Genomic DNA, 16,535 nt, shown 5'->3' on the forward strand with positions numbered 1-16,535 from the left:
CATCCATCTTCCGTCCCGGATTCAGCACAAGCGGGTCCGCTCAATATCAAGTTGGCGTCCCCCTGCCCCCTGCCCCGGTCGCCTGGGCCCGGTGCGAACATGCCAGAAGTTCCGCCCCCCTTCCTTCGCCCGGCGTCCCGCACCAGCTTGTCATTCCACTTCCGCCCTCATGCCTCGCCGGATTTGTCGAGGTATCTTTCAATTTGCCCGCCCTGATGGCGCAGGGGAAGTCGCACGCTCCTTCAACATGCTGATTCAGCGGTACTAAATATAAAGGCACGCATATTGCTTTATGTAACTCTGCCATAACAATAAAAGGAGTCACAAATGAAATTCAAGAATCTTGCCGTAGTTGCTGCACTTCTTCTCGGACCCTCCCTTACCCATGCGGCGACCATCTTTTCGGATAATTTCGATAGCTATGTACCGGATCAGCTTAATTGGGTTCCACCTGGTATAAGTGGTTGGACGATAACGGGCGGCACCGTTGACCTGCACGGCGCTGGAGGGGGCTATGATGTTCTTCCGGGCAATGGAAGCTACGTGGATCTGGATGGCAGCAGTTTCGCCAGCGGCCTGTTCCTGAACAACGTCAACCTGACTGGGGGTACAACCTACCTTCTTTCTTTTGATCTGAGCGGCAGCCAGCGCGGGATCCATACCGACACGGTACAGGTCAGCTTCGGCAGCACCACTGCCTCGTACCTGCTCAACAGTACCGACCCATTCTCGACTTTTACCTTAAATTTCACCCCAGGCAGCGATGGCTCTTATAGCCTGAGCTACCTGAACGCTGGCGGGGACAACAGGGGGGCTTTTCTCGATAACGTATCGGTGTCTTCTGTTCCGGGACCGGTGTCGAATGTCCCTGAACCCGAAACCTACACCATGATACTGGCGGGATTGGCGATGATGGGGCTCGTTGCGCGCAGGCGCAAGGCGGGGACTGCTTAAGTAGAGAGATGCTGATGAGCTACAGGGCGCCGAGCTGATGGGAAACGCCGGGGAATGCAGTTGAGCCGCGCCTTGTAGCCTTTTGTTTCCAAGCACGGATAGTATGTGCCGGGGCTCAACCCCTTTGTTAGCGCCACCGGTTGACCTCATGTCCCGGAAATTCCTTGAGCCCGTAAAAACCCGGCCCGCCTGCGGCTTCTCGATCCAGGCGCGCGGGAATTGTCGGGATCAGGGATAAACCGGAACTGGCGGCTCGGTCCTGATCCCTTCGCTGTTCGTGACCCACTTTGCCCGTGCCGTTGCCTCGTTTTCGGCACGGCTGGCATTGACGCAGTTGGGGGTCGCATCAATTGTCCCCGGTTTGGATTGGCACTCTATCAGCTTCGCAGCGCGGTCCGACTCGTTCTTCAGGTACCATTCCACCGGCCGGACTTCCTCTTTGGGCTGGCTTTCGCAGCCTGCCAGCGCTGACAGCAACAGCGCACTTGCCGCAGCCGAAACAATGAACGCTTTCTGCTTCATGGCTCACCTCAGCAATGCATCAGGATTCTGGATTGACGGAGGATTTAATCTTCCGTCATTGCTTTCTTGTTGTGACCCTTCCAAGCATTGCACGGCAAAACACATCGCTCTGTGCGCTGACTAACCCAGACTGCGCAGGCCGGGGGTCGGCACAGCTTATTCAGACAATGTGCAGACAATGAATGAGCAATGAATGAGTATGGCGAAGGAATAGACTGATTGGACTATTGCTGAAGCGCATCAGCGCGGAGTACGCTCGAATAGCATGCCGAGATGCATACGAATTGCGGGGCTCGCTTTTTGCGTAAAAAAACAACTTCAGGAACAAAACTGCATCAGGAGCATGCGGCTCAACATTCGGGACACCAGCCATCAGTTCACAGATATTTCAATCGGAACTTTTCCTGACCCAATTCCTAACTAATTTTTTTAACCTTCTCAAGAGGCAAAATAATGAAAATAATGGGCCCTAAACTATCCAGTCTTGTTTTGTTCACTGCGGGTGCTCTGGCAGCCACCGCAAGCCAGGCAGCCACGTTCTATACCTTTGCCGACCTGGGCACGGAAACCACCCAAAGTTATGCCCGCGCCATCAACGATACCGGCAAGATCGCAGGATATGCCTTGTTTCCTGACGAAACCGCTTACGACGCTGTGTCCTGGGATGGCACGAAAGTGACCGGCCTGGGCACGCTGGGCGGGAGCTTCAGCTCTGCCCTTGGGATTAATAGCGCCGGCCAGATTGTGGGATATTCGGAAACTGCCAACCATAGACAACACGCAACCTTGTGGAATGACACCACCGCCACCGATCTGCAGCCCCAGCGGCCAGAGCATGGCGAGGCCCAGGCCATCAATGACGCGGGTCAAGTGGCAGGCGCTGTCTTTACCTCTGCCACGGGCCGGCAGGCCACGGTCTGGAACGGCACTACGCCGACTGACCTGGGTTCGCTTGGCGGGCAATCCAGCCAGGCTCGTGCGATCAACAACGCTGGCCAGGTCGCGGGGGATTCCTATCTCGAAGACGAAACCACCAAACGCGCCACCGTGTGGAATGGCACCGAAGCGACGGATCTGGGCACGCTCGGTGGTCGTAGCAGCATCGCTAACGATATCAACAATGACAGTCAGTTGGCCGGATACGCATATCTCTCCGGCGATTCCGCCTATCACGCCACCTTATGGAATGGCACCAGCGCTACCGACCTTGGCACTCTGGGCGGAAATCTTAGCGAGGCTCGCGCGCTTAACGATGCCGGCCTGGCTGTTGGATGGGCCGAGACCTCCAGTGGCGTTGCCCACGCTACGCTGTGGGATAACACAACAGCAGTCGACCTCAACAGCTTTCTCAGTGCCAGCACCGCGCAGGCCGGTTGGGTACTGGAGCGGGCATACGATATCAATAGCACCGGCTGGATTGTCGGGGACGCACACAACGCCATCTCGGGCGAAAATCATGCGTTCCTGCTGACCCCCATTCCCGAACCTGAAACCTACGCACTGTTCATGGGTGGCCTCGCCTTGCTTGTAGCGTTTGCGTCGGCGCGACCCTCCATCAAGATAAGGGCTTCCTGACGGCTCTTCCCTGTCTTGCACTGGACTCTGAGGCCATCGGAAGCAGTACAGGCTGCTTCCAGCTTCCTCCGCGCCTATGTGCGCGCATGCCTTTTAAGGATTGTTAAGCCCGTCAGCGAAGCCAAACGCGGCAATCGGGCAACTTATGCCCTTTCGAGCGCGTCGGCTGTTCGCAACAGGCCCCGGCTGTGCATTTCCCTCTCCAGGATATCCATGGTTTGCACATGAATCAGATCGAGCGCGTCATATCCGCCGTTGCGCAGCGCAGCCGCCTTGAGCGTTCCGCAGGCCATGCATTTTCTTATTTCGCGCAACCCTATTTTTTCGCCGCAATAAGCGCGAATGATCTGTTCGATCCCCCGGCGGCTGTGCAGTCCGGTGCCAAAATTTGCCGCCAGATGACGCGCCAGCAAATGGAACCCCCCTGCTTCGCGACCGAACTGGACCCTTATGTACGCCATATACACTGCCGGGAGCGCGCGTTCGCACAGGCTCACAATCAACGCGGCCTGGGCATGCCGGTCATACGGGGTCAGCTCCCCCTCCGGGACACCCCCTGCCCCGTCCGGCCCGCGCATCGCGTTGACAGAGGAAATTTTGATGATCGGAGTATTGATGGTTTCATACGCCCATCTCAGGGCATGCCGCGGATTGTTGAATTTCATGATCAGATTCCCCTTGGTTGATATGACCCTTGATTTCTTCCATGTGCCTTCCATGTGTCTTCCGTGCTTTCGTGCTTCCCGGCGCTCGAGTTGCAGGCTGTGTTCTCCGGCTTATCGGGGGTTCCGCTGTTACATCCCTCACCATTTATTGCTCCGGCGCATCGAGATTCCGGTCGCGTATTTGGGCGGAACGCGCGTTGAGCTCCCTGGCCGCTTTCAGCCGCTGGCAGGTCGGAGCGATCTCTTCGACACCTTCGATGGCGCACCACATGGCGAGCCCATCATCGATAAAACCGGCGCGCATGAAAGCCGCGCCGATATCCTGCCAGCGGCATTCACGGTCGGCTTTCGACCAGCCCAGCGCCCCGCCCATGCCTGCCGCCGAGGCCGCAACCGAGTATGTGTCGCGGCACGGCGCGGTCGGGACCATCAACCCGAGCCCGATGTTGGGATTGTTGCGCGCGCCATAGCCGCCCACGCCGCCTACATTCATGATCTGGCTGTTGCCCGCGTTGTGCGCGGACCCGCCCTCCCCACCCATCCCGCTGGACACCGAGGTCTGGGACTGGATCTGGCTTTGCCTCTGGTTCTGCGCCTGATCCGAAACAACAGACGCCGTTGACGACGCCGCCGCCTGTGCAACGCTATGCGAATCAAGCTCTGCCGTTAGCCCAGCGGCCAGGGGCGCCTGCGCACCAGCCTCGGCATGCGCCCCTAACGCCATCACTGCTATTGCTGCGATTGCTGTTAACCCGAATGTCTTCACTGCGCCCTCCTTTTGTCGCTTTCGCGGTTTTTCAGGCTTCCCTGTTGCTCTGCCGTCGTTCAAGTTCCCGGCCCCTGCGGTTGATGGCTTCTACTCAGACTTAGCCAGCGCCGTGCCCCCCGCTCACCCGTCTTTCGCCGGCGATGCGAAAGGCTTCATTAATGCAGTCACCGCTACCGGCACGCATCCGATGCAATCCGAGTGGCGGCTGGTCGGTTCCCCCGCGCAACACCTGACGCGCGGATTGCTCATTCCCGATCAATACCAGCGTCTCCGGCGGGTATCCCTTGCGGCTGTTGTGCGCTGTTGCAAGACCGATCAGCGTGGCCGGATATGGCGGCCGCTCGCCGCGCGCACTGAAGCCGCGATAACGGTTCTCGAACTCCTTCGCCACGAACGGCCATTCGTCCTCGCTTCTGGCCCCAAAGGAAACCCAGCCGCCCATGTCCTGGATGACGCGATGAATCAGCCCATCGTCGAATATCACGTCGCAATATGTGCCCACCCTGCGCACCGCCTGGTCCACCTTGGCCCATGCGCGCAAGGCCGAGTCCTGGGTCGAACCCTGCAACATGCGGATTATGTCGGCCGGCTTGGGCGCGAACTGACCGGTGTCGGGATTAGCCAGATGGCGATTGAATGCATCCACGATCGCCTGCAGGTCAAACCCCCTGAGGGCGGTCCACCATACGTCCAGCGCGAACCGCGACACGCTTTTGCCATAAAAGCTCATCACCCCGGCAATTCCGTCATGAAATTTCTGAAAGTCATCAATTTCCATGCTGCGCCTCCTCTATATGCGCCTTCACATCTGCTTTCACATCCGCCCTCGCATCGGCCTGCCTCAGTTCGGGCGGTACCCACCCATCCGCCGCAGCGCGGTTGGACGACTCAAGCAATTCCTGGATGTTGGGCATCCGACCACGGTGCAGGACCAGTTTTGCCGCCTCTTCCCGCTGCCGCTTTACGGTACCAAGGACATAAGCGAAGCTCGCTTTCCCCCTGGCAACCGCGTTTCTCGCGGCCTGCGCAAACTCATCCTCCACCGCGCCCGCATCTAATAGCGCAAGTAAAACGGGATGGTGCGGATTACACCCTTGCACCCCAAGCCGGATCAGCACCTTGCAACACGCGCCGGCGATCCCCGGTTGCGACGGGTCGCAGGTTTTCGTCTCCCGGGGAACGGCAGCGGCGAAATCATGCTCATGAGGACAGGAATCGGGATCAGGCGCGGCATCCGCTACCCCCCGCTGCCCTCCCGTGGCATGAACAACGGCGCGAACAGCCCGCCCGGTATCGCCCTGCGCGTTTTGACCGGGTTGGCGCTGGTGCTGGTGCTGGTGCTGGTGAGCTTTGCCGCCGGGTTCGCACCAGGTTGACCCGGTGCTTATGTGGCCGCTTATGTCGCAGGTTGTGTTGGGGGTTATGCCGCGGAAACCTGTGGCTAACCCGCCGGGTTCCGTCGGGTTTTCCGTCTCTTGCTGAAGCGCCGATTGCCTGGGGGGACGGCCGCCCTTGCGCCCATTATTTCGGGCTGCCTCGATCTTTGGCCGGGCCTTGGCTATTTCGCGGTCTGCACGCTGGTTATGTCGGAATCCATCAACCGCAGAAACCGGGAAAAACTGCTCGGCCACCGACTTCACGGCCTGCTGCTCAAGCCGCGTCATCGCCCGGCAGACGCGGTAGAGGCTCGGCATATCGCTGGGCAGCGGCTTTTCTACGCTAAAATAGGTATCCAGCAACATCGTATAAGCACCGTGCTCAGCCAGGGACAAGTGCGCCGTGTCACGCTGGTAGTCGCCGCAATATCGTTCGTAGTAGTTCATGAGGAGAACTCCCGTTATCTGGGGGTTTTATGCGTCAAACCCCCTTTTCGCCAGTCAAAACTGCGTTTTTACCGCTGAGTTGGAACTTTCCCTGTATTTGCCTTTCCAATTCGGCCATTATTACAAGCATTACTTGTATTCGTCAAGGGATTCTTGTAAGCGAATCACAAGCATTGCTTGTATTATCGATGTATGGACATTGCGAAAATAATTCGCGAGGGGCGGGAGAAGCTCAATCTCAACCAGTCTCAGTTGGCGGAGCTAGTAGGTGTTTCCCCCCAGGCTGTCCAGCAATGGGAATCGGGGGCTACCCAGCCGCGCGGCAAACGGTTGAACAAGATTGCAGAGGTGCTGAAATTACCTCCGTCGCTCACGCATTTCGGCGCACCCGCCGAACCGTCAGGCGCGATGGCGGCGGCCGTTGCCAGGACGCAGGAGAATTCAACCGCTGAGCCTGGGGCTGAGGCTCCCCTTGCGGAGAACGACCCGCTTATCAGCCAGGTGGTTGAAGCCATGCGGCGCATGTCGAAGGAAGATGCTGTCCGCCTGGTGACAATAAGCAAAGCGCTTATCGGCGAAAATGTAGCTGAAGGAGTTCGCGGGCAAGCTGAGGCAAACGCAAAGCCATTGCCCGTACCCGACATGGCCCCTCATCCACCGCCAGCTTTTCCTCCGCGTCGGATGCCCGAGGGGAGATCGAAGACTCGAGGAAAGGCGGCAGTCCGATAGACGCCGGTTTGGTCGGCATGTGGAGGACCGCCGGAAATTCAACAGGCGCCAGCCCTAGCCCGGCCGGTTACCTATAAGTTTTTAATAATCAGGGGTGACGTCTGATATGAATAGCAAACTTCACAGTTCTTGCCGCGCAGCAGATCGTGGACGCGGCGTTGGAACCATCCGCGGGATTCGCTAACATGAAATCTCCCGAGAACCGATTGCCGTACGACAGCCTGGAAATGCTGTTTGCGTTTCACGTTTCGGAAAAGGCGCGCGCCAAGCGGGAAAAATATCTCCTGGATTTTCCTGAAGACCAGCGGGAATTGGAGAACCGGCGGTATTCCCTCGAACGAGCGGTAAAGGAAGTGCTGGCCGAAATAGCCGAGGTCGCAGTACTTATCAAAGAATTGGAATGTCAGGGTGCGCCGGGCGAGTAAGAGTCAAACCAGCAGAATAAGCCGCTGAACCGCGCTGAACCGGGGGCCGCCTATAAAAAATACGGGGCGCCCATCGGAAGTCCTCCGCGTTCGGCAAGATTTTAATTCATGTCCTTGGGAGTACATTATGAAACCTGCTATCTTGGCTCTGCTCAGTATATTGGTCCTTTCCTCATGCGCCACGACAGGCAAAATGGCCGGCGTCCGCGCAGGGATGACGAAGACGGAGGTGATCGATGTCGCTGGAGATCCCGACGGCTACCAGCGCAGCGGCGATTATGAAGCATTATTCTACGTTGACCGGCGTGCCGCTCGCTCCCTCTTTAGCAGCTCGTACCGGGATGTCGTCGATTATTCCATTATCCTGAAAGACGATCAGGTCGTGGAGTACGGCCCGGGAAGAACACATCAGCGGGAAGGCGAAGTGCCTTTCGTACGAGTGCCGATGCGGTAAGGTTGATACGCCAACCGTCTATTTTTCACCTATCGCAACCTTCACCCCGTACAAGTTTTGTATTGACAATTACAAGTTTTACTTGTAGACTCTCCCCATGCTGCAAACACCGGGTTGATCCAGTCCAGGTGTTGGCGGCATCCGCGAAACCGATGTGCAGCCCAACCCGGCATAGCCTCGATCCAGTAAGTCCCCGGCGGCGTGGAAAGACAAGCGGTCAGGAAGGGAAAGGCGCAAAGAAATGTCCAGGCCGTGCCTGGCGCGGAACTCGGCCCGTTTAAAGGGCAACATGGAGTAAGGAGAGAAGGACGTCGCAATGGGAAACGGGGCCGGAAGGTGGATGACCTGGGCACAATCAACGTGGACAGAACGCTGTCCGGCCCCCCTGGATTTCTCGGATACGGAAATACTCGACTGGTTGAGCGAATACTGCGACCAGGCCGTCTACAACCGCCCCACCCCCCAATACCGCGGCGGCTTCACCCTCTACTGCGATGAAATCAAAACCAGCGGTGCAACTCTGCGCGAAGCGGTCTGCCTCGCGGCAGCCAAGTGGAAAGAGGCGAACGATTAACAAGCGGAAGGAACGGACGGGTAATCTTTGCAGGGTTACCCTGCGCTAATTCGACCTTTGTCTGTTACGGATTGGCCGTCACATCACTTTTCGCGGCTTCGGAAAATCGCAGCCGGTTTCCGAATGGGTCCGAAATTTCCATTACCCGCCCCCATGGAACCGGTTCGATCGCTGGCTTCGCATACCTGTACTGCTTCGCCCGGAGCTCGGAACAGAGAACATCGATATTTTCTACTGGCACAAAGATCGTCGCGCCCGGGATGGCGTCACCGTAGTGCTCGCTTAAGTCGATTATTAATTCAGACCGCTTTATTCGCGCATACAACGGAAAATTGTCTCCGAACCGATGCTCCCATTCGAGTTTGAAACCAAGAAAATCCAGATAAAATTCCTTCGCTTTATCTTCCGAGAAGATGCGCAAGATGGGAATGGCGGGGGACAAACGCATGAGTTGATTTAATCAGAATTCATGGATATAAATTATGGCCATTAGCCGGGCTCGCCGCAATTTCGTGCCCTAGAGATGACGGGCAAATGGCCGACCTTATGCCAATCAGTAAATGCTTCGCTTCAATTCTTCGTTTGGAGGCTACGGATCAATGCAGGTCGGATTACCTGGTGGCAATCCGGCGATAGGCAGCTGCTACTTCTTTCTCCCCAGCGAACTCTTGAGTTTCTTCGCATCTTCCAGATGCTGGGCAATAACCGGGCGCAGGTCGGTCAACAAACGCTTCAATTCTTCGTCCTGCGCCTGGGGGATCAGTTTTTCATCCCACAAGTCCAGCATTTTCTGGTGAAACTCCACCTCATGACTTGCGTAGTCCAGATCAAACAATATCCCCCGCCGCCGGTCAAGGCTTTCAAGATGTTCTTCTTCAACTACCTTCACCCTATCGCTCAGTGAGCTGTTCTGCGGCACTATATTATGCCTGGCTGCCCAGTCCTGGACCGACGAATAGGCTTCAGAATGTTCCTTGGCTACCCGCCGGCTGTACGCCTTTACGTCCGCATTGGACGAGGTGGCGTCGGCCAGCCTCCAGGAATCGACCTCGGCCTGGTTAATGGCCTGGACGAGACCAATGATCTCCGCATCGTTCAGCGCTTTTGTTTCGGCAGCAACTGCAAAGGACGGGGCGACTACGGCAACCGCAAGCATGAATAGGTTTTTCATGGGGATCCTTTATTATTGATGGGGGATCATTGCCGGTAACAGAAAATGGAAAATTCATGAACACCGGTACACTAAGCGTAGCCGATCGAAGGCCCCATGTAAATTTTCACGCAGTAGTTGAAAAATGAGTTGAAAAAAGCCGGCAAAAGCCGCCCGCAAATCTGCCGGCAGCAATTGGAGAACGCATGCAAGCAGCCTGATACTCGATAGATAGGCACGTAACGTGTGTGGGAGTACGGGGAATGGGATAGGAAAGCCGCTGAGCGCGGCAAACAGAAGCCGGCCTTGGGCCTGCTTCTATATGGCGCTCTGGTCGCCGGCGTCTTTACCCAGCTCAAGGCTGCTGATGGCCACGATGGGGCAGGCGCTAGCGGAATCGATATCGACCCGAATATCGGTGACGGCACCTGCCTGAGCCCAAGAGGAAAGCGGCGTCAAATTAATCGCCGTCATGCCCGGCTGCGTGGTGAAGCGGACGCTGTTGGCTTCGCTGAACTCTCTGCCGGCGGAATGCCAGGATACCTGGACCTTAACCGGCTCGTTCTTTTCGCCGCAGTTCAGGTCCAGCACCAGTTGCGACACGTCACGAGCACGAACCGGCTGGTCGAGTGAAAAGGTGACATATGGATCAGCCCCCGCCACGCGGTATGCCTGCCTGTTCCTGGTCTTGATGAGGTCATGCGTTTCGGTAGGGAGTCCGTGACTCACGGAGGTGAAACGCTTCGGTTTTTCCGAGGAAAAAATGAGTGGCGGGAGGCTTCCAAACCGCTTTCTCCTGGCCGCCCTCTCAACCACGGTAACGAAGACATAATCCGGTTTGAATGTGTCCACCAGCCGCGCAAGCGAGGCAGTATCGGCGGACTCATAATGAATCTGCAGCGTTTCCGAGAACGTGGCCGCCATGAAGGGAGCCATCGCGGTGCCAAACGAATCGCGCAACCACAAAACCTTTTTATCGTTCAGGGCGTGTTTGGACTTGACCAGCAATGGTTGCCGTGCCGTATGAATTTGAGGGTTGCCGCCGGCCTTTTTCAGGCGGCCGGTATCGAACTCATACTGCTCAATTTCGATCGGGCGCTCGCTGACGATATCGACCACCACCTCGCTATCACGCAGTGTCTCCTTCAATCTCAGGAATTTCGCCAGGTCGCCCCCCTGGCGCTCATTCACCTTCGTAATACGCACTTCATGATCGGAAAGCAGGCGCAATCCCGGCTCGGCGCGTGCAATCTCCGCTTCGAAAGCGCGAAATGCCACCCATGCACCCAGGCTATTCCAGTGCGTATCCGTCTTGTAATAAAGGGATTCCGCAAACCGCGACTTTGCCGTTCTCATCGCATTCCGGGTGTCAACGTAGATTCCCTTGCTGTCATTCGCCAGTAATGCGTCGGTTGACGACCTGGATGCCTGCTGCGCCCAGTCGGGCAGGAACTCAGGGTAGACGGTATTTTTGTCCGGACCGAGCATGACCCGGAACATCCTGACGCCCTTCAGGGTCAGCCACTGATCCCAGGATTTGGTCGCGCTCGCGATAAGCTGGGCGGCCTCCGCATCCAGGGCCGTAGGCTGATGACGCCTTGAGGTAACCGTTTTTTCGTACTGCTCCCCGAGGTAAAGCCAGTCGTCTTTCCCAATGAACACCTGGGTCGGGTTGGTTGATATCCCGTGCGGATAAAAAACACGGCCCAGAAACGCTGAAGCGAAGTCGAAGTTGTAGAGCACGGAGTCGCTCCACCATTCCTGCCCTTCCTTTTTTGGGCCATTCCACGCGGAAAGATTGATAAGCGGAACAATCGCCAGCGCGAGCAGGGCCACCCCCAGAAAGACAAAAACCCTTTTCTTTATCACGACAACCGCCTAGAAATTGAAGTAAAGAAATATCGAGCTCGTCGTCACCATGGTCGAATACATGGCGATGCAGAACAGCACCAGCGCGCCCGAAAATTTGGCGGTTCCCTGGCCATTGACGTCGACCATCAGCTCGAACGAATTCTTCCGGCTTATGATCCCCAGCGTCAGCAGAATGGCGACGAAGCAGAGAATGTTGGCGGCGAGGCCCGCGGGCAGCCACCTCAGAAGGTAATCCGAGAACCATCCGCCCCACACCAGGCTATCGGTAGGCACATGCAACGCCGTCAGGTTAAAGACCGAGTTGATGTCCGCCATCCCGCGGATGATCCTCAAGGCACTCTCAAGGGTATCGGCACGGAAAAAAATCCAGGTGAGGTTGATGAAATTGAACGTCAGCAGCCACGCCATTGCCCTGGGCATGCGCAGGCCGAACCCGCTCCAGGCGCGATGGATCACCAGCGCAGCACCGTGAAACGCCCCCCACAGCACAAACATCCAGCTCGCGCCGTGCCAGAGCCCGCCCAATATGAAGGTAGCCATGAGGTTCAGGTAAACGCGCGGCGTCGAGCAACGGTTGCCGCCGAGCGGAATATAGAGGTAGTCGCGCAGGTAGCGGCTGAGCGTCATGTGCCATCTGCGCCAGAAATCCTGGATGTCGAGCGCCTGGTAGGGAGAATTGAAATTGATCGGCAACCAGATGTTGAACAGGAGCGCCGCCCCGATCGCCATATCGCAATAGCCGCTGAAATCGAAATAGAGCTGGAACGTGTAGGAGAGGCTGGTCCCCCAGGCGCTGAAAAAGTCGAGCGTTTCGCCGCCCTCGAATCCTGCGTTTGCCCACACCGCGAAGGTATCGGCGATCACGACCTTCTTGAACAGGCCGATGCTGAAAATGAACAGGCCAAGCGCGATGTTCCGATAGCGCATGACCAGTGTCCAGCGCGACTTGAATTGCGACATCATCTCGCCGTGATGCAGGATCGGACCGGCTATCAGGTGCGGGAAAAAAGTGACGAACAGCGCATAGTTGAGGAAATCGTATTCCCTGGCCTCGCCGCGATAACTATCCACCAGATACGCTATCTGGGTGAATGTGAAGAAACTGATGCCCAGCGGCAGCAGAAGGTGAGGCGAAATAACGCCGATATCAAAAGCAGCGTTGATGTTATCGATCAGAAAGTCGGCATACTTGAAATACCCGAGCAGGCCAAGGTTGCCGATGATTCCGAAGGCCAGGACCAGTCGGCGCGAGAATCGCGGGGGCTTGTCCGGGTTTGGCGCCAGGGCGGTGCCGATCGCGAAGTTGAACAGTATGGAACCGACGAGAAGCGGCAAGTAGGCGATGTTCCAGTAAGCGTAGAAAAAAAGGCTTACCGCCACCAGCCAGGCCTTGCCCGCGAGAACAAGCCGAATCCTGTTCAGGTAGAAATACCCCAGGAAGGCGATCGGCAGAAACAGCAGGATGAATTTTGGCGAGCTAAAAATCATTTATCCGCGGGTTTTCCATAACGAGCCCCATGAGAGTCATAGGCGCAGGTGCGCGATTATTCGAGGTTGAATTCTCTGAGGTCGAATGACGCGGGCAGTTTGGGATGCGAATTGTGTATGTACATGCGTGCATCCCGCCTGCGGTGGCTCGCCCCGCTGATACTGAACCGCCGCATTGTACCCGAGGTTTGATTTTTTTGCTTGGTGGGGCGGCTTTGATCAATGAGCCCGTCGCTCGCGCAACGCGTTTTCCTTCCGTCCTGCCACGCGCGAGGTTCCCTTAAGGCATGCCCAAGGCATACCCCAGGCAGCAGCAGTGCGGCAGAACGCGGCTGATCACTCGCGAACGCGGGAGCAGCAAGCCTTCGAAAATGACTGCGGCCGAACAGTAAAGGCGGATGGCGCAGCCCCGTACCAGGCATCCTGTTCCACTCCCGCTCCACCGGCCGCTGCTGGAAGAATGACGACAACCGTTTGGGGACAACCTTGTTGCGCCTCAATTTTTTTAAAAATATTTGCTCCACGCATGAACTTTTTATTTCAGCCTAAGTCGAACTCATGCGGGCATTTGGAGTTCGGCTCGCTGATGTCTTGTGTTTTTGACGTGTTTTTGATCAACCTGGTAGTACAACCGTTGTACTGGTCATCAATGTAGTCATATTCTTGAGCATCTAAATCCTTAAGGAGGTAATCATGGAAATGGCAATCCTCGTGGTAGGTATCGGAGCAGTCGCCCTCTGGTTCTTCATGTCAAAGGACGGACACAGGGATTAACCTACCGAAGAAATTGAGTAGTGCTACCAAGCAGTAATTCTTCTGATTACAAAATAACGAACCCAACTAACGAGTCAATTCGCCGATGCTCACCCTGCGCTCAGCGGTGGCATCGGCATCTTTTTTGTGGGGGCGGCGCAGCCGCCACCCGTGGCCCCGGATTCTGCCCCGGCCTGTCGAACCCTTGAGCCGGGCCTTATTACCTGATTGTTCTATACAAGCGCTTGCCGCTCGGGCATCCGGGACATCCACCCGCCTCCCCGTCACAGGATGATGTCATTCGTTTGACCGACCAGGTCCAGAGGCGGGTTGCCAACCAGACGGACCTGCAAATCAAGCGAACCGGGAATCCCGAATCCGATCACCGTTGCCGTCAGTATCCCCTGGCTATACGTCAACTGGTTCAGGTTGAATGCCTGGTTGCCAGCCACCTCCCGGTTCGCGTCAATGGTCGAGAGATCGATGCGGTCGCCCAAGGCGGCTCCCCTGCCATCGAAGCCGATAATATTGTCGCGAACCACCAGCGGACTGGTTTCCTCGAATCCCGGGCTGTCAGACAGCGCGTCATAATCGAACACATCATTTCCCCGCCCGCCATTCAGGGTATCCGTACCGCTACCGCCGTTAAGGGTGTCGTCGCCGCTTTCACCGTATAGCCTGTCATCTCCAGCTTCTCCCCATAATTTGTCGTTGCCTTCGCCACCCAGGATAATATCGTCGCCCGCTCCCCCAAGAATTCTGTCCGCTCCTCCACGTCCAAGCAAAATATCGTTACCTGCCTGTCCATCGAGGCGATCATCACCGCTTCCACCGTCGAGACCATCATGACCGGCTCCGCCCAATAGCGTATCGTCGCCGTGATCGCCGGACAGAACGTCGTTACCATCGCCACCATCCAGGGTGTCGCTGCCATCGCCCCCGTCGATGACATCGTTACTGCCGTTTCCCGAAAGCCTGTCGTTTCCTCCAAAACCAAACATGAAATCGGAGGCATTGCCGAGTGATGCGGTGTTTGCTGATTCGTCTCCAAAATAAAAGGCCATGATGGATCTCCTCTTCAGGTTAAACAGGTAGGAACGCCGTCGCCAGCTGGTACTGGAATTACCATCTCCCGCAGCCGGCTCTATTAATCTTTAGCACACCGCGCACAGTTAGCAAGCGTCCCGCGATTCATCTTGCATGCAGACCACTTGCCTCGCCGAGCCTGGACGAGGTTTTCGCGTGTGAAGTACGGTCGCAAGGTTGGAAGGAAACAACGCTTGATTAGTCCCGTAGCACCCATCCGGAAGAGCCGATGCCGCGATTTCGTTGCCTTGTCAAACGCAATTCATCAACTAGAATAAAAATGAATCCAGCCTGACATCTCAAACAGCTCTTTCCACCAGAGAGCTCGCCATGAAAATGAGCTATTACCCTGAAATCCGCCGCTTTGGCCTGGCCGCCGTCGTGATAATGGCGCTAAGTTTCGCTCCGCCCCCCGTGGCTGCGGCCCCCTTCTCCCTCACCGTATGGATTGTGGATTCCAATAGCAAGGAGCTGATCAAACTCGGCAACCTGGGTAGAACTCCTCCTGCTACTACTGCCGAGGGCATCAATGACGCCGGCCAGGTGGTGGGACAATCTTTCACGACGGATCCCTTCCACCCTCAACGTGCTTTCATCACCGGCCCCAATGGTATCGGAATGACCGATCTTGGCACGCTGAACGCTTACGCGATAAATTCCGCCGGGCAGGTGGTGGGGACTTATCAGACAACCGCAAACGAGACTCATGCTTTCATCACCGGGCCCAATGGCGCAGGTCTCACGGATATCGGTAAAGCCAGCGAGGCCGTTGACGTAAACGACCTGGGACAGACGGTGGGATATTTCTACGATGCGGCTTCAGGTGAAGACCATGCTTTTGCCACCGGTCCTAATGGTATGGGCATAATCGATCTCGATAAGTTAGCGATTCCTCCGAACGGAAACATTCTACAGTATGCGAATGACATCAATAATCTGGACAGGTCGCCGTTACCGGCACGGTACCCGAGCCGGCGACCTATGCCATGATGCTCGCCGGCCTAGGCCTGTTGGGTTCATGGCGAGCCGCACGACGTCAAACAGGTGGTAAGCGCCCGTTGCACACGGAAAGATGTGCCGTCCGGTTTAGCCGATCTGGTTGTTAAGCCGGAAGCTACTGCTCACCCAATCGATGCCAGCTTGGCCAATCGCGCTTGAATGTCCTTGTCACCAGCAACAATTACGAGCCACTGCTCAACTGCCTCGCTAACCTCAAGGCAAAACTGGTCTACTCGCAGTTGGAGCACGTTGTCGAACTGGTTCACGTGAAAGAAAGATCCTTGGGACGGAATGGTGAAGTGAAAGCTTTCCAACGCTTGCTGCGCGCGCTGATCGTCGATTCCAAATTCGCCCTGGTGCAAGAAAGCGCACCGCAAGGCGTAGCAATCCAGGCCGCTGAGGAAAGTGTGAAGCGTTCGATTCGCGCCAATATTGGCCTGATAGCGCTTCAACAAGAACCTGTCATACCAATCGACGAAACGTTCGCGCGGGTTCTTTGATGGACTCTCGATCCTGCCGCAGATGTCAGGCATGGTGAGCGCTATCGCAAGCGCTGCATACCAGTTACCTTGTGCAACTGCCGCTTTGGTAGCGGTAACGAACTGATGCATTTCATGCTTCCATGGTCGCTACTTTGCGATTGGGAAACCATGTTTTTCCCTTCTGGACGCGGCTGATGGGATGATATCTGATCGGC

General features: G+C 56.5%; 18 protein-coding genes and 1 pseudogene. 8 read left to right on the forward strand and 11 right to left on the reverse strand.

The window, feature by feature from the left end; all coding sequences use genetic code 11:
• Positions 1 to 327: 327 nt before the first annotated feature.
• Positions 328 to 954, forward strand: coding sequence for a PEP-CTERM sorting domain-containing protein (locus tag R5L00_RS15485; RefSeq protein WP_317652673.1), 627 nt, complete (start codon positions 328 to 330; stop codon positions 952 to 954).
• Between the two features lie 228 nt (positions 955 to 1,182).
• Here the strand turns inward: R5L00_RS15485 and R5L00_RS15490 are convergent, their stop codons facing one another.
• A complete protein-coding gene (locus tag R5L00_RS15490; protein WP_107692956.1) occupies positions 1,183 to 1,476 on the reverse strand; it encodes an EexN family lipoprotein in 294 nt (97 codons plus the stop codon).
• 453 nt (positions 1,477 to 1,929) lie between these two features.
• Between R5L00_RS15490 and R5L00_RS15495 the strand changes: the two genes are divergently transcribed.
• The gene (locus R5L00_RS15495; protein WP_317652675.1) at positions 1,930 to 3,051 is read left to right on the forward strand and encodes a hypothetical protein; all 1,122 of its coding nucleotides are present in this window, start codon (positions 1,930 to 1,932) and stop codon (positions 3,049 to 3,051) included.
• A 143-nt stretch (positions 3,052 to 3,194) separates the two neighbouring features.
• On the opposite strand, the gene R5L00_RS15500 is transcribed toward R5L00_RS15495, so the two are convergent.
• From R5L00_RS15500 to R5L00_RS15515, 4 genes are all read right to left on the reverse strand, one after another.
• Positions 3,195 to 3,716, reverse strand: a complete 522-nt coding sequence (locus R5L00_RS15500; RefSeq protein WP_317652676.1) for a hypothetical protein — start codon at positions 3,714 to 3,716, stop codon at positions 3,195 to 3,197.
• A gap of 145 nt (positions 3,717 to 3,861) precedes the next feature.
• Positions 3,862 to 4,482, reverse strand: a complete 621-nt coding sequence (locus tag R5L00_RS15505; protein ID WP_317652677.1) for a hypothetical protein — start codon at positions 4,480 to 4,482, stop codon at positions 3,862 to 3,864.
• A 100-nt stretch (positions 4,483 to 4,582) separates the two neighbouring features.
• Positions 4,583 to 5,263 carry a DUF6475 domain-containing protein gene (locus R5L00_RS15510; protein WP_317652678.1) on the reverse strand — a complete coding sequence of 227 codons (681 nt, stop codon included), beginning with the start codon at positions 5,261 to 5,263 and terminating at the stop codon, positions 4,583 to 4,585.
• The gene (locus R5L00_RS15515; protein WP_317652679.1) at positions 5,253 to 6,308 is read right to left on the reverse strand and encodes a YdaU family protein; all 1,056 of its coding nucleotides are present in this window, start codon (positions 6,306 to 6,308) and stop codon (positions 5,253 to 5,255) included. Before R5L00_RS15515 ends, R5L00_RS15510 begins: the two co-directional genes overlap by 11 nt.
• A 192-nt stretch (positions 6,309 to 6,500) precedes the next feature.
• On the opposite strand from R5L00_RS15515, the gene R5L00_RS15520 reads away from it, so the two are divergent.
• The 4 genes from R5L00_RS15520 to R5L00_RS15535 all read left to right on the forward strand — a co-directional run bounded on the left by R5L00_RS15520 (position 6,501) and on the right by R5L00_RS15535 (position 8,490).
• Positions 6,501 to 7,037, forward strand: coding sequence for a helix-turn-helix transcriptional regulator (locus R5L00_RS15520; RefSeq protein ID WP_317652680.1), 537 nt, complete (start codon positions 6,501 to 6,503; stop codon positions 7,035 to 7,037).
• A gap of 185 nt (positions 7,038 to 7,222) precedes the next feature.
• Positions 7,223 to 7,462, forward strand: coding sequence for a hypothetical protein (locus R5L00_RS15525; RefSeq protein ID WP_317652681.1), 240 nt, complete (start codon positions 7,223 to 7,225; stop codon positions 7,460 to 7,462).
• Between the two features lie 127 nt (positions 7,463 to 7,589).
• The gene (locus tag R5L00_RS15530; protein ID WP_107692950.1) at positions 7,590 to 7,916 is read left to right on the forward strand and encodes a hypothetical protein; all 327 of its coding nucleotides are present in this window, start codon (positions 7,590 to 7,592) and stop codon (positions 7,914 to 7,916) included.
• 340 nt (positions 7,917 to 8,256) lie between these two features.
• Complete coding sequence (locus R5L00_RS15535; RefSeq protein WP_258192548.1) at positions 8,257 to 8,490, forward strand: hypothetical protein; 234 nt, start codon at positions 8,257 to 8,259, stop codon at positions 8,488 to 8,490.
• 64 nt (positions 8,491 to 8,554) lie between these two features.
• On the opposite strand, the gene R5L00_RS15540 is transcribed toward R5L00_RS15535, so the two are convergent.
• The 5 genes from R5L00_RS15540 to R5L00_RS15560 form a co-directional block, all read right to left on the reverse strand.
• Positions 8,555 to 8,938, reverse strand: coding sequence for a glyoxalase superfamily protein (locus R5L00_RS15540; protein ID WP_317652682.1), 384 nt, complete (start codon positions 8,936 to 8,938; stop codon positions 8,555 to 8,557).
• Positions 8,939 to 9,133: 195 nt separating this feature from the next.
• Positions 9,134 to 9,661, reverse strand: a complete 528-nt coding sequence (locus tag R5L00_RS15545; RefSeq protein WP_317652683.1) for a DUF4142 domain-containing protein — start codon at positions 9,659 to 9,661, stop codon at positions 9,134 to 9,136.
• Between the two features lie 297 nt (positions 9,662 to 9,958).
• On the reverse strand, positions 9,959 to 11,509 hold the full coding sequence (locus tag R5L00_RS15550; protein WP_317652684.1) for an alginate O-acetyltransferase AlgX-related protein: 1,551 nt from the start codon (positions 11,507 to 11,509) through the stop codon (positions 9,959 to 9,961).
• A gap of 9 nt (positions 11,510 to 11,518) precedes the next feature.
• Positions 11,519 to 12,892 (reverse strand): MBOAT family O-acyltransferase, encoded by a 1,374-nt coding sequence (locus R5L00_RS15555; protein ID WP_317652685.1) that lies wholly within the window; start codon positions 12,890 to 12,892, stop codon positions 11,519 to 11,521.
• 1,145 nt (positions 12,893 to 14,037) lie between these two features.
• Positions 14,038 to 14,817 carry a calcium-binding protein gene (locus tag R5L00_RS15560; protein WP_317652686.1) on the reverse strand — a complete coding sequence of 260 codons (780 nt, stop codon included), beginning with the start codon at positions 14,815 to 14,817 and terminating at the stop codon, positions 14,038 to 14,040.
• A gap of 409 nt (positions 14,818 to 15,226) precedes the next feature.
• On the opposite strand from R5L00_RS15560, the gene R5L00_RS15565 reads away from it, so the two are divergent.
• Both R5L00_RS15565 and R5L00_RS15570 read left to right on the forward strand, forming a co-directional pair.
• On the forward strand, positions 15,227 to 15,829 hold the full coding sequence (locus R5L00_RS15565; protein WP_317654200.1) for a hypothetical protein: 603 nt from the start codon (positions 15,227 to 15,229) through the stop codon (positions 15,827 to 15,829).
• Positions 15,823 to 15,945: pseudogene (locus R5L00_RS15570) on the forward strand (hypothetical protein); the annotation flags it as partial. The gene R5L00_RS15565 and the pseudogene R5L00_RS15570, both read left to right, overlap by 7 nt.
• Positions 15,946 to 15,960: 15 nt before the next feature.
• On the opposite strand, the gene R5L00_RS15575 reads toward R5L00_RS15570, so the two are convergent.
• Positions 15,961 to 16,449, reverse strand: coding sequence for a hypothetical protein (locus R5L00_RS15575; RefSeq protein WP_317652687.1), 489 nt, complete (start codon positions 16,447 to 16,449; stop codon positions 15,961 to 15,963).
• Positions 16,450 to 16,535: the final 86 nt, after the last annotated feature.

The sequence above is a fragment of the Nitrosospira sp. Is2 genome (assembly GCF_033095785.1).
Taxonomy (GTDB): domain Bacteria; phylum Pseudomonadota; class Gammaproteobacteria; order Burkholderiales; family Nitrosomonadaceae; genus Nitrosospira.